This window comes from Caloranaerobacter sp. TR13 (assembly GCF_001316435.1).
Lineage (GTDB): Bacteria > Bacillota > Clostridia > Tissierellales > Thermohalobacteraceae > Caloranaerobacter.
Genome location: NZ_JXLL01000003.1, coordinates 183575 through 197407 on the forward strand (window position 1 = coordinate 183575; position 13833 = coordinate 197407).

Annotated in this window: 13 protein-coding genes and 1 riboswitch; of the genes, 1 reads left to right on the forward strand and 12 read right to left on the reverse strand. The window is 30.0% G+C overall.

The window, feature by feature from the left end; genetic code table 11:
* Window positions 1-33 precede the first annotated feature (33 nt).
* From speB to TR13x_RS05190, 4 genes are all read right to left on the reverse strand, one after another.
* Window positions 34-885 carry an agmatinase gene (speB, locus tag TR13x_RS05175; protein ID WP_054870835.1) on the reverse strand — a complete coding sequence of 284 codons (852 nt, stop codon included), beginning with the start codon at window positions 883-885 and terminating at the stop codon, window positions 34-36.
* A complete protein-coding gene (gene speE / locus TR13x_RS05180) occupies window positions 875-1729 on the reverse strand; it encodes a polyamine aminopropyltransferase (protein ID WP_054870836.1) in 855 nt (284 codons plus the stop codon). Before speE ends, speB begins: the two co-directional genes overlap by 11 nt.
* A gap of 156 nt (window positions 1730-1885) precedes the next feature.
* Complete coding sequence (speD, locus tag TR13x_RS05185) at window positions 1886-2314, reverse strand: adenosylmethionine decarboxylase (RefSeq protein ID WP_054870837.1); 429 nt, start codon at window positions 2312-2314, stop codon at window positions 1886-1888.
* A 44-nt stretch (window positions 2315-2358) separates the two neighbouring features.
* Window positions 2359-2898: a helix-turn-helix domain-containing protein gene (locus TR13x_RS05190; RefSeq protein ID WP_054870838.1), complete on the reverse strand. Its 540-nt coding sequence runs from the start codon at window positions 2896-2898 to the stop codon at window positions 2359-2361.
* A 233-nt stretch (window positions 2899-3131) separates the two neighbouring features.
* Window positions 3132-3315: riboswitch (Lysine riboswitch) on the forward strand.
* Between the two features lie 278 nt (window positions 3316-3593).
* Here TR13x_RS05190 and TR13x_RS05200 point away from each other — a divergent pair.
* Window positions 3594-5135, forward strand: coding sequence for a Na+/H+ antiporter NhaC family protein (locus TR13x_RS05200; RefSeq protein ID WP_054870840.1), 1542 nt, complete (start codon window positions 3594-3596; stop codon window positions 5133-5135).
* A 577-nt stretch (window positions 5136-5712) separates the two neighbouring features.
* Here the strand turns inward: TR13x_RS05200 and TR13x_RS05210 are convergent.
* The 8 genes from TR13x_RS05210 to TR13x_RS05245 form a co-directional block, all read right to left on the reverse strand.
* Complete coding sequence (locus TR13x_RS05210; protein ID WP_054870842.1) at window positions 5713-6384, reverse strand: hypothetical protein; 672 nt, start codon at window positions 6382-6384, stop codon at window positions 5713-5715.
* Between the two features lie 58 nt (window positions 6385-6442).
* Window positions 6443-7687: an S-layer homology domain-containing protein gene (locus TR13x_RS05215; RefSeq protein WP_161802932.1), complete on the reverse strand. Its 1245-nt coding sequence runs from the start codon at window positions 7685-7687 to the stop codon at window positions 6443-6445.
* 165 nt (window positions 7688-7852) lie between these two features.
* A complete protein-coding gene (locus TR13x_RS05220) occupies window positions 7853-8389 on the reverse strand; it encodes a TasA family protein (RefSeq protein WP_054870844.1) in 537 nt (178 codons plus the stop codon).
* Window position 8390: 1 nt separating this feature from the next.
* A complete protein-coding gene (locus tag TR13x_RS05225) occupies window positions 8391-8921 on the reverse strand; it encodes a signal peptidase I (RefSeq protein ID WP_054870845.1) in 531 nt (176 codons plus the stop codon).
* A 300-nt stretch (window positions 8922-9221) separates the two neighbouring features.
* Window positions 9222-10028, reverse strand: a complete 807-nt coding sequence (locus TR13x_RS05230) for a L,D-transpeptidase family protein (protein WP_054870846.1) — start codon at window positions 10026-10028, stop codon at window positions 9222-9224.
* Between the two features lie 291 nt (window positions 10029-10319).
* A complete protein-coding gene (locus tag TR13x_RS05235; protein ID WP_255351312.1) occupies window positions 10320-10583 on the reverse strand; it encodes a Veg family protein in 264 nt (87 codons plus the stop codon).
* Between the two features lie 143 nt (window positions 10584-10726).
* Window positions 10727-12166, reverse strand: a complete 1440-nt coding sequence (locus TR13x_RS05240; RefSeq protein ID WP_054870848.1) for an N-acetylmuramoyl-L-alanine amidase — start codon at window positions 12164-12166, stop codon at window positions 10727-10729.
* A 160-nt stretch (window positions 12167-12326) separates the two neighbouring features.
* Window positions 12327-13784, reverse strand: a complete 1458-nt coding sequence (locus TR13x_RS05245) for an aminotransferase class I/II-fold pyridoxal phosphate-dependent enzyme (RefSeq protein ID WP_054870849.1) — start codon at window positions 13782-13784, stop codon at window positions 12327-12329.
* Window positions 13785-13833 lie beyond the last annotated feature (49 nt).

The following is a 13833-nucleotide window of genomic DNA, read 5'->3' on the forward strand; positions in this document are numbered from 1 at the left end:
TTTAAAAAAATTAAGCGGCCATTGGCCGCTTGTCTATTTACTAATTGCAACAACTAACTCTCTAAGTATTTTACATGCAACAGCAGTTGAAGCTCCACTATTATCATAATGTGGAGACAACTCTACAATATCTGCTCCTACAATATTTAAACTCTTTAAAATATTAATAATATCCATCATATCATTAAATGATATTCCTCCAGGCTCTGGTGTACCAGTTCCAGGAAAAACTGACGGATCCAAAACATCTAAATCAATAGTAACATAAACTGGTTTATTTTTTATTTCATTTACTACATCTTCAAGACCCTTATAAGTAAATTTAGTCAGGTTTGTATGCTTTTTAGCCCATTCAAATTCCTGTCTTTCACCAGACCTAATTCCAAATTGATATATTCTACCATCTCCAAGAAATTCCCAAACTCTTCTTATAACTGTTGCATGTGATAATTTTTCACCCATGTAGTCCTCTCTTAAGTCTGTATGGGCATCAAAATGCAAAATATAAAGGTCTTTATATTTTTCATAAACTGCTTTAACAGATGGTAAAGTCACTAAATGCTCTCCACCTATCATAACAGGTATCTTTCCATCATTTAAAACATCTTTTACAAACTTATTTATCATATCTAATACTTTTTCTGTATTTCCAAACGGAAATTCTAAATCACCAGCATCATAAACTTTTATATCAGTCAAATCCTTATCAAGATAAGGACTATATGTCTCTAAACCATATGATTCATTTCTCATTATAGTAGGAGCAAATCTTGTTCCTGGTCTAAATGAAGTTGTTCCATCAAAAGGTGCTCCAAAAACTACTATTTGTGAATCTTCATATTCACTGTCAAATCCTATAAATGTATGAATATTTTTATTTAACACCAGATTCAATCAACTCCTTAACATAAGTTGGTAAAGCAAATGCTCCTACGTGTATATCTGTATTGTAATACTTAGTTTTTAAGTTAAATTTTTTCCACTCTTCTGGTTTGAAATCTTTAATTGGGTGTAATGATTTTGATGCAAATCCAAATAACCAATGTCCTGATGGATATGTAGGCATATGGAATTGGTATACTTCTACTATAGGGAAAATTTTCTTCAATTTTCCTGTTGCTCTTAACATAGCCTTAGCATCTCTTTCATAGTAAGGACTTTCGTTTTGATTAACAAGTATACCTTTATCGCTTAATGCCTTATAGCAGTTTTTATAAAACTCTGTAGTAAATAGCCCTTCTCCTGGTCCTATCGGGTCTGTTGAATCTACAATGATTAAATCATACTCATTTTCCTTATCTTCTACAAACTTTATTCCATCCTCGAAGTATAAAGTTACTCTCTCGTCATCTAATTTAGATGAAGTTAATGGTAAAAATTCTCTTGAAGCTTTAACAACTAGCTCGTCTATTTCAACCATATCAATTTTTTCTATTGTATTATATCTAGTCAATTCTCTTACTGTACCACCATCTCCACCACCTATAACTAAAACCCTTTTAATTTCAGGATTTGTAGCCATAGCAACATGAGTTATCATATCATGATATATGAATTCGTCCTTTTCTGTTACCATAACAAGTCCATCTAATAAAAGTACCTTACCAAACTCATATGTATCTATAAAATCTACTTGTTGAAAAGGACTCTTTTTTGAATAAAGATGTTTTTTTACTTTAAAGGAAAATCTAGCATAATCAGTATGTTCTTCAGTAAACCATAATTCCATTTTAAAATTCCTCCTTATTTAATTAGTCAATAGTCTTTAGTTATTGGTCAATAGTTAATAGTCAATTGACTATCGACTATTAACTATCAACTATTTTTCCTATAACTTCTAAAGCCGAGATTGCCCTCGGCTTTATTTTTTTTCGTACATTAAAAATTATGCATTTACAACAGCTGGTTTGTGTTTAACTTTAATATCATCTAATTTACCATCTGAAAATCTTTTTATCTTCTCTACTATTCCTCTTGGAACTTCCAGTGTTTCTGCTTTTTCAGCCTTTAACTTTTCTTTTAAGTAATCAAAAGCAATCCATGGATCTACTTCATCTCCACATGTAAATAAGTCAACTGCAGCGTATCCATATTCTGGCCAAGTATGAATTGTAAGATGAGATTCTTGTATTACTACAACTCCACTCACTCCCCATGGATTAAATAAATGGAATACACTCTTTACTATTGTTGCTTTTGCTTCAGTAGCTGCTTCATTCATATATTTCTCTATTAAAGCATGGTCATTTAATATATCTTTATCACAATTATAAAACTCTGCTAAAATGTGTCTTCCTAATTGTTCTATCTTCATAAGTCTTCTCCTCTCTATCAAAGAATATTAATCTGATATCTTACTTAAAAACTCGGTGGACAAGTCACCCAAAGTACAACAGCTTTTCTCTTAAAACTATTTTCAATAAAATGCTTCTTATCTGACTTAAAATAAAAACTTTCTCCTTTGTTCACTTTATACTTGTTATCGCCTAAACTTAAATAAATACTTCCAGATAGAACATATCCAAATTCTTCTCCTTCGTGAGGATTCTCTATATTACTTATACCTCCAGATTCTAACGTAAGAAGTATAGGTTCCATATTATTCTTTTGTGCATTCGGAATAAGCCATTCGATAATATGACCTAGTTCTTCATTTTCACTTGAAAATATATCCTCTTTTGTATACACAACTTTATCATTCTCAACTTCATTAAAAAAGTTCCTAATATCAGTTCCTAAAGCTTCTAATATATCCATTAATGTTGCAATAGACGGCGAAGTTAAATTTCTTTCAATTTGTGATATAAAACCTTTAGTTAAATCACATCTTTGTGCTAGCTCCTGCTGAGTCAATCCATTCAGCATTCTTAGCCGTTTTATTTTATTGCCGATATCCACAGTTACACCCCTAATCAAGAGATACTATATAATAAGTTTAGAATTGCTAAACTAAACGACAAAAATTAATAAAAATAAACTTAAAGTTTACATATAATAAATATACTATTTTTTTTTAAATGTCAATAGTTTTTTTAATAAACATTCACTCCCAACAATTAACTGTTGACTTTTATATTTATACATGGTAAATTATAATACATCACAATTTAATACGACCTCATCCCTCAAAGGGGTGAGGTAGAGGCGCGACATCTAAGAGTAGCTATAGGGAGGCCGGAAGCCTATGAAATATAGTGAAAGGAGCTGTCGCCGAAGTCTTAGATATCCAAAATCTAAGGCTGGGCCTGCATCGAATAGGTGTAGGACTGTCATCAGGATAATTGCCCGATATCCTGATGGAGTGCTATCTCACGCTGGGCAAAAAGGAGGGATGGGCTTGATCTATGCTTTTTTTGAAAATAGCACCTGATAAGCCTATCAGGTGTTTTTTTATTATCTGAAAACAGGGGACAGATGACAGAGATCAGAGATCAGGGGACAGATAACAGCTTTCGACTATTAGTTATTCTTTAAATTTTAATTTTCAATTTTACATTTTGCATTCTGCTTCCTGTCGCCTGTCCTCTGGCAACTGGCAACTTAATTTATCAAAAAACAAAATACGAACTACTAAAAATGAAGGAGGAATATTTATGCAATATGGATGGCTTTCAATCATACCACCAATACTGGCAATAATCCTTTCATGGATTACTCAAGAAGTACTTTTATCACTATTTGTATCTGTTTTCGTAGGAGCTACTATACTAACAGGATTTAATCCATTAACAGGCTTTTCAGAAACATTAAACACATATATTGTTGGTTCATTAGCTGATACTTGGAATGCATCTATTTTAGTTTTCAGTCTTTCTATAGGAGGACTTATAGGTATCTTAAGTAAAAATGGAGGTACAAACGGAATTGCTAAACTTATAGTTTCCAAAGCAAAAAATAGCAAATCTACATTGTTCGCAACTTGGTTAATGGGTATATTGATTTTCTTCGATGATTATGCTAATACTCTTATCGTTGGTAATACTATGAGAAGTATTACTGATAAAATGAAAATTTCAAGAGAAAAATTAGCTTATATAGTTGATTCAACTGCTGCTCCAGTTGCAAGTATAGCATTAGTATCTACATGGATAGGTTTTGAAACTGGATTAATAAGAGATAGCTTAGCTAAAATTAATATAGATTTAAACGCTTATAGTGTTTTTCTACAAACTATACCTTATAGATTTTATAGCTTGTTAGCTTTGATTTTCGTTTTAATTATAATATTTACAGGACGCGATTTTGGAGCTATGGCTAGAGCTGAAAAAAGAACTTATAAGACAGGAAAAGTTCTAGATGATAATGCTACTCCTCTAGTTTCAGATGAAATGTCATCATTAAATACAAAAGTAAAATCTGAAAGATGGTATAATGCGATAATTCCTATTCTTTCAGTTTTACTAATAACAGTAGTAGGTCTATACATTAATGGAGGTGGCCTTGAAAGCGGCTCAATAAAAGACGCCTTTGGAAATGCTGACTCAAGCGTAGTTTTATTGTGGGCTTCTTTTGGTGGTAGCTTAATTGCTGCTATAATGACTCTAATGCAAAGATTATTATCTTTAAAAGAAATTGTAGATGCATGGGTTTCTGGTGTTAAATCTATGACAACAGCATCTATAATATTAATCTTAGCTTGGTCTTTAGGTGGAGTTAATAGTGATCTTGGAACAGCTGAATTTATAGCTAACATTTTAAAAAGTTCTCTACCAGCTTATTTACTACCTCTAATGATGTTTATAATACCAGCAGTAACTGCTTTTGCAACTGGTACATCTTGGGGAGCTAATTCTATAGTTATGCCTTTAGCTATACCTCTAGCTATACAGTTAGGAGGTACTGAATTATTAGTTCCTACTGTTGGAGCTGTATTAACTGGTGCTGTTTTTGGAGACCATTGTTCTCCTATTTCTGATACAACTATTATGTCATCAATTTCTAGTGCTTGTGACCATATGGCTCATGTAAAAACACAATTACCTTATGCCTTAACAGTAGCGTTAGTAGCTATTTTGATAGGATTTATTCCTGTAGGCTTTGGTATTAGCCCTTATATTTCACTTTTAATTGGTACAATAGTATTGTTTGGGATATTATACTTCTTCGGCAGTAAAGTTACTGAAGAGGTAAATTAAATATAATTCAAGTAAGTAAAAGCTAAGGATTTCCTCCTTAGCTTTTACTTTTAATAAAGTTATATTTTTTAATGAATTGAAAAAATAACGCTCATACCTATATTGTTCTAAATTTAAGTTTTTCTTGCAGGAAAATTTTAAGATAAGCAAGAATATTTAAGAAAAGGGAATAGGGAGGTATTTTAATGTCTTCTTCTAAACGATTTGTTAAAAATTTGATATTAGGGTTTGTACTCTATTTTGTAATTATGGTTATTTTTAGACTTATTTTCAAATAAAGGTTGGTGTAATATGAAAAAAATTATACTATACATGTTATCATTTATAATATCAGCATTAATAATGAATATACTGTTAAATCCTCGAGGTATAAATTTATCGACATTAAAGAAAAAATATAAAGCAGCAGGTTTCATTATATATTTTAGTTTATTTATAATAATTTGCTTTATAGTTTATTATAGCATACAGAAAATCGCTATTTTTTTAGGATTATAACATAGTATTTAAAACTTTAGATAATGGAAAAGTCTGCAGCATTAATGCAGACTTTTTTAGATTAAAAATTCAAAACCTATTATTCACTTCCATATATTTCTTCAGCTACAGTTTCTTTTTCATAAAACTTACTACTTTGTAGTCTTGCTTGTTTATCAATATGCATTATTACTTTTCTTAAATGTTTTTCTATTTCAAATTCATTCTCTTCGTTTAAACATCTTATACTTAATCTCTCAAGAAACTTTTTAAAAAGGTACTTTGTAGTAAATTCAATATCTATTTTTTCATCAATAAATTCGTTTAAATATTTAATCCTTATTGTACCTTGAACTCTTTTATTATTATTTTCATTGTCTTTATTTAACAACTCAATAATTTGTTTTAAATTCACAGCTACATTAATAGGTACTGTATATTTTTTATGATTTTTAAGTTTTATAGGATTTATATGTAAAATATAATCTGATGCCTCTCCTTCTACACTAAAATATATTACTGGTTCTATATTTATTGAATTATTTTTTTTAAGTACGATTTCTTTCGGGTTAACCGTTTTGATTTCTATTTTTTCCAAAATATCTTCGGTTGTAGCTGCAGTTACACTTAAATTATATGTCATTTTACTTGTAAACCAAGAATATGTATCCATATTTATTAGCAAAACCATAGATATTAAAGTTCCTCCAGTAAGAAACCCCATAACTTTTAAAATAATTCCCTTTACTTTTTGTTTTCCATTTTTTATCATTCTTAATTCACTTTCACCTCGTTTAACTTGTTATTTATAATTTATCATCTCTAAAAATTTAGCTAGCATGTTCATTATGGTATCCTAATAACTTACATATCATAGTGAATACCTCAGCTCTTGTAATATTATTATTTGGTTTAAAGGTACTATCTGGATATCCATTTACTATTTTGTAGTAAACTCCTGTTTTTACATATCTTAAAGCCCAGTCTTGAATATTATCTTTATCTATATAGTTAATCTCTATTTCTTCTTCTAATTCTTTATTAAAGCCTCTCATCAACACAGCTATCATCTCTTGTCTAGTAATTTTTTTACTAGCTTTAAAAAGTCTACCAGGATATCCTTTAAATATGCCTTTTTCTGTTGATGCTATTACATATCCTCTAGCCCATTTAGGTATAGAATCTATATATCCAGTAAAAAGTTTATTTTTTTCTTCTAAATTTAAAGCTCTACAAATAAGAACAGCTGCTTCAGCTCTTGTTATGAAATTGTCAGGTCTTATTGTTTTATCAGGATAGCCATTTACTATATTATGTTCTATAAGTGTTTGGATACAATCCTTTGCCCAATGTCCTTTAATATCAATAAAGTCTACATTAACTTCTTGTTTTTTCTCATTTTCATCTTCTAACTGTATTTCATCATCAACTTCTTCTTTCGAATTACCTCTGGATCCTCCTCCACTACTTGGTGGATTATAACTAGAACCTCCTTGATAGACAGGGTTTTCATTTACATTTATAAGAAAATTTACAGTTGCTTTAATGCCTTGTAATTCATTCCCTGCCCTTTCATCCATATGTACTATGTATTTTAAATCTATATAGTCATTTTTATTTATATTAAAACGGTCTAATATGGGTAAATCATACCCATTGTAATCTTCATTATCTTTCTTATACATCATTTCATAAAAACTTTTATTATATATAATCTTAGTAAATATCAGCATTCTTCCCCTTTTAATAGTTAACTTCATATTCTTTGCAAACACTTCGTATAAATTTTCATCTTCAATTTGATAGTAATTATCCCCATATGATTTCTCTAACTTTATTGTCAAAGCTAAATTTTCTACATTTATTCTTTCTGAATAATTATTATAAATTCTTAAAGTTCCTGACACAGTAGCTCCAGGAGCTAAATATCCATCAACTAAGTTTCCCTTTTGATGAAATATCGGTCCTCCAATAGATTTTTCTCCATGTATGTATAATATAACATCAGGGGTATTCTCTGTGTAAGCAACATTTTGATTTACAAACAATATCGAGCCTATTATAATCACTAACATCAAAAACTTACATGTTGTATTTTCAATTGATATTTTCATTATTAGGTTGTTTTTTCACCACCTTGTATATTTTCTGGGTACTTGGTACTGGATACTTGGTAGATTAGTAGTAGCGGAGAATTAATTCTCCGCTACTATTAATGATAAAACACTAATAAGCCTATATTATTCTGACCAGCCTTTATTTTCTGTTTGTGTAGCTACAAAATTGAATTCTAAAGTAACAGATTTGCCTTGATAACCGTTTCCTGCTTCTTTAGGTAATTTATAGTAAACGGTAATAGTTTTTGATTTTCCTTTATTAATTTGCCCGCTGAACACATAATTAGTTATATCTTTAACTCTATACCAATTTTGCTTATCAAAACTAACTCTAAGACCATTTGTCCCATTATATAAGATTTTACCCTCATCATTTTGAGATTTTAAAGTTATATCTTTTAATTTGAATTTAAAAGCTAATGTTCCATCATTTGTTATTGTAATTTTTTTAGAACCTTCCCATCCTGGATAGATATTATCTACATTTAATATGCCTGAAGCAAATACCCCATTACCTGGGTTTTTTATTCTTAATATACCAGTTTTAAATACGTTATTTGTAGTTGTAACACTACTCGTAAACCATGCATATGTTCCCATTCCTACTCCAAAAGCTAATAAACCTATTAGTATCATTATTAAAACTAATCTTTTTTTCATATTAAGCTCCCCCTTTCTTTAGATGAAAAATTTGCATTTCACCTACTATGAATGTAATTAATAATATTAATATTAAAAGAGCAAAAATTATTGGCTTTTTCAGAAAATAAAGTATATATCCTCCACTAGGAATAATTAAAAATACTTTACCTACTAATTGACTAAAATTTATTTTTTCATCATCTCGAACGTTATTAGCATCACCTTTTGTTATAAATAAATACTCACCATTATCGTGTATAACATCTATGACTCTATGCGTAATGAATATATTATCAGTTAATCTGTATGTAATAACATCTCCTTTTTTTATGTTTTTAGGTATTATAGGCTTTATAACAACTAAATCCCCAACTTCAATATTAGGTTGCATACTTCCTGATAAAACAGTCATAAACCTTATTCCAAAAACTGAAGGTATATAGTTTTTATCATTTTTATGTTTTATTCGGGTATAAAATAGCGATAATATAGATGCTAATAAAAGAAATATTAGTATGTTCCCCATCCACTTTAAAGCTTTCTCTTTCACAAAACCCCCTCTTTCTTCTTAGAAGTTATTGAAAAAATTTGTCCGTATTCATTACATTATATGTACAAGCTTTTTTGTTATGCATAAAAAGTAACTATGTCACTTTTAGTTAACAGGTAACAGGGAAAAGAGAACAGAAAAAAACTTCAGACTTTGCATCTGAAGTTAAACAGTTCACAATATAACGTTATAATAGACTTAAAAGATGTTAAAAACAATCCGAATCGAGTCCATCATTTCCAGTACCAAGTACCTAGTATCCAGCACCCAGTACCTAGTACCAAGTACCCAGCACCCAACTTAATATATCAACACTAAAGACCCCGCAGGGATGTTTTCATAAATATATTTAGCTACATCAACAGGAAGTCTTATACATCCATGACTAGCTGGTGTACCTAATTTTTCTTTCTCTTTTTCTATTATTTTACCATCTTCAGTAAAAGGGATAGAATGGAATAAATACGTTCCTTTAAAACCAACCCAGTATTTACCTCCCTGTTTAAATCTAGGAGTATAAAACCACTTTCCTCTTCTTCCTTCTTCTATTTGAAATATACCTTTTGGTGTAAAATAGTCCCATATGCCACTAGATGCTAAAGATTCTTTTATCAATTCTCCATCTTTATAAATTCTTAAAATTTGCTTATCAGTATTAAAAACTAAAACATACCCCTCTGTTTTCTCATTAAACTCATGAGGAGGAATTTCTTTAGTTCTTACATATCTTGAATCTACATAACCCTCTCTACCATCTTCTAGCTTTACTTTGAACCATCCATAAGGCAAAGTCTCTAGAAGCTTAACTTCTTCATAATTTTTAAGTTTATATATAATACTACTTTTTTTATTTTTTTCTTTGTATACTTCAGTAAAACCATCTTTATCTATAGTATCCAAGGCCTGTCCAATAAATACTTTCGGTTCTTCTTTTTTTATAACCTCTTTTCCTTCTTTTTGCTCTTTATCTATTTCAATAGCTTTTTGTTCTTCAATTTCATCAGCTTTAGTAGTTTCAATTATGTTTGATTGCTCTAATACTTTTTCTTTACAACCAGTCACTACAAAAATTAATAAAATAAATACAAGTACTAAATTCTTCCTCATTAAATCCTCTCCTTTATTATGTATTCAAATATAAAAGTTCTTTAATTAATTATACTAGATTATTTGATAGAACTACAGTAAAGGATAATAGGTACTGGGTACTTGGTACTGGATATTAGATGCTGAAATTAGAGAATAGAAATCAGAGGGCAGGAGACATAGAACAGGGAATAGGGGACAAAGTCAGGGGATAGGGAATAAAAAATTAAAAATTGAAAATGTAAAATTGATTAATAGTTGACTATTCCTTAACAAAAAAGTAAATCCGCCAGAATATGGCGGTTTACTAAACTAACTAATTTGTATTTTCTTTTCATCCCTACATACTATTACTTCAACTGTTTCTGTAAGTATATCTGAATAGCTATATGACACTCGTCTTACTGTATTATATCCTCCGTCAATTTTTACTACAAATATGCTTGGATAAACACTCTCTAATACGCCCTCTCTTATAGTGGTCTTCTTTCTACCCTTGTTAGCCTTTAGTCTCACTTTTTCTCCAACATAAGACTTAACATTCTCCCTGATCTTATCAAGAGAATTTCTTTTCACCAAGCAATCACCTTCTTTCAAAATATACGTATAAATATTATCACATTATTGCAAAAAAGTCAAATTATTAATTATACTAGTTTTAATTAAGTTTGTCAAATTCTAAATTCAGTCAATTAACACAGTAATACTCCTCATATCTACTAAAACTTATAATATTCGACTATACCTTGAGTAATAGATTCTGCTATTTTGTCGATATATTCATTATTTTTGAGTAATTTTTCAACCTCAGGATTAGTTACATAATCAATCTCTATATGAAGCGAACTTGTACCTACCTCTCTTAGAAGGAAAAACGAAGCCACTTTTATACCTCTATTTATTACATCAAGTTTTTTCATCATACTATTCATAATACATTTAGCTAACCCTTGACTTTCCGTATCACCTTTATAATAATACATTTCACACCCTCGAATTAATGAATTAGAAAAAGAATTAAGATGAATACTTATAAAAAAATTAGGCCTAATTTTATTAGCCAATTCTGCCCTTTTATTTAAAGATACATACTTATCCTCATCTCTAGTTAAATAGACTGTTGCACCTAGATTTTCTAAAAGTTCTTTTAATTTTTTACCTATTTTTAAAACCACGTCCTTTTCCCTTAATCCTTTAGGGCCTTCAACTCCAATATTATCATCTCCACCATGTCCTGGGTCAATTACTAATATTTTCTCTTTTAAAGGTTTTTTTATACATGGTTTTTTAATTTTTTTAATTTCAACCCCTGTAAAATAATAATTTATAATATCATCAAACTTAAAACCCATTAAAGCCATTTGATTCGCTCCATGCTGACAAAGCCCTAAACCATCTCCCTGTCCACGAGTTTTAACTCCTAGTACCTTAGGTGCAATACTAAATCTAGTAGAATCAAGTCCTAATATTTCTTTAACTTCAATACCTTTAAATACTTTTCCACCTATTTTGATGCTTGTTATTCTTCCTTCATCATCTCTATCTATTTCCTCTATAAAACCCTTCATATCAATTTTCAATGTTGGTGTTAAGTTCGGAAACTTTACTTTTAGTTTCTCTTCTATTTCCTTTATCGAAATTTCCTTATATCCTTCCCAATCGGGAGAATTTAAACAATAATCACATAATACTTTCCTTAAATACACTACTCTATTTCCCATAACATTTTCTGAGTTTTCAGTGGAACCTCCGCAAGTATTATGAAATCCAGCTATTATAGGTCTATTATTCATAGTTATTACTAATCCATCAGTAGCTTTTATACTCTCTTCAATGGTACTCATTATTTTATTATATCTATCTTTCCATATCTTCTCGAGTTCATCGTCATATAAAATAGTAATACAATGCCCTTCATCACATATATCACAGTCTGAATATCTTAAGCATCCTTTTCCACCAAACCTTCTCATTCTTCTTACCAAATTCGTTCTAGATAATATTACTTGGACTTTTACAAACTCTGGATGTATGTTTTCAATAGAGTTAGGAATCTGAGTAGCGGCTAGATATTTTACAATTTCCTCTAACTCTTTTATGATAACTCTCTTTTCATTACTAGAATATATTTTCAAATATATAAATCTATCATCAATCAATTATTGTCACCCCTTTATGCAGACTAATTCGCATAATTTGTCTACTTAGAATATAGGTTGGTATAGTATATTGTATGAAAAGAGAAGTTTTATCGTGAATTAGCAGAAAGTATAGAAAAAGGCACACATATGTATTTCTTACATATGTGTGCCTTTTTTGTTACATTCCTAATACCTTAATATATTCTACATAAGGATCCTCTGTACCTTGCAGTAAACTATGTTGACTTTTTAATAGTTTTACATACTCAATTATCTCCTTACTAATTCTTTCACCAGGAGTTACAATAGGAATTCCCGGAGGATAAACCATAATTGACTCGCCACTTATTTCACCTACAGCATTATCTAATTTAACAACTTTCTTATTGCTATAAAATGCATCTCTTGGTGAAACTATAACTTCTGGATTTTCTAACGTAACATTTTCAAATCTTTTTTTATTACCTTTATATTTTTTACTCATACTTCTAAGTGCTTCAACTAATGCATTTACAGACTCTTCAGTATCTCCAACACTCACTATAGCTAATATATTAAAAACATCTCCTAATTCAACCTGTATATTATATTCATCTCTCAATATATCATAAGCCTCAAATCCTGTAATACCAAGATCTGTAACATTTATACCCAACTTTGTTTCGTCAAAGTCATAAACCCCTGGAGTCCCTACTATCTCTTTGCCAAAAGCATACAGTCCATCTATATTATTTATCTCATTTCTCGCATTTCTGCAAAGATTTAATACTCTAGTAAATACTTCTTCACCATGTACTGCTAGCATTTTTCTCGCTACATCTATACTTGACATTAATAAATACGATGCACTGGTTGTCTGTGTAAGATTTAATACAGTTCTAACCATTTTCTTTTCAATCAATCCTTCTTTCAATAATAAAAGTGAACTTTGAGTTAACGAACCTCCAGTTTTATGAATACTAACAGCACACATGTCTGCACCTAACTCCATTGCATCATGCGGCAGTTCTGGGTGAAACTTAAAATGTGCTCCATGTGCTTCATCAACTAAAACTGCCATCCCATGTTTATGTGCTAATCTTACTATCTTTTTAATATCTGATGTAGCTCCATAATATGTTGGATTTATTAAAAATATAGCTTTAGCATCAGGATGTTTAGCTATGGCCTTTTCTACACTTTCTAAAGATACTCCCATAGCAATACCAAGTTTATTATTTATTTCAGGTTGTATATATATAGGTTGTGCTCCACTTAATATAAGACCATTTATAGCTGATTTATGTGCATTTCTCGGTAATATTATTTTATCACCAGGCATACAAACACTCATAATCATTGCCTGTACTCCTGATGTAGTACCATTAACAAGAAAAAATGCATGGTCGGCCCAATATGCTTCAGCTGCTAATTCTTCAGCCTCTTTTATTACACCAATAGGATTACTAACATTATCAAGGGGCTTCATTGAATTAACATCTATCTCTAAAACTTTATTACCAACAAAGTCACCAAATTCACTTAAACCTTTACCATGTTTATGACCTGGAACATCAAAGGGAATAACATTTCTTTCATGATATTCCTTTAATGCATCAAATAACGGTGTTTTATTTTGATCTAAAACCAATTTCATCACCTCTAATAAATTAATTTACTTAGACCAAATTTTATATTAGTACTTT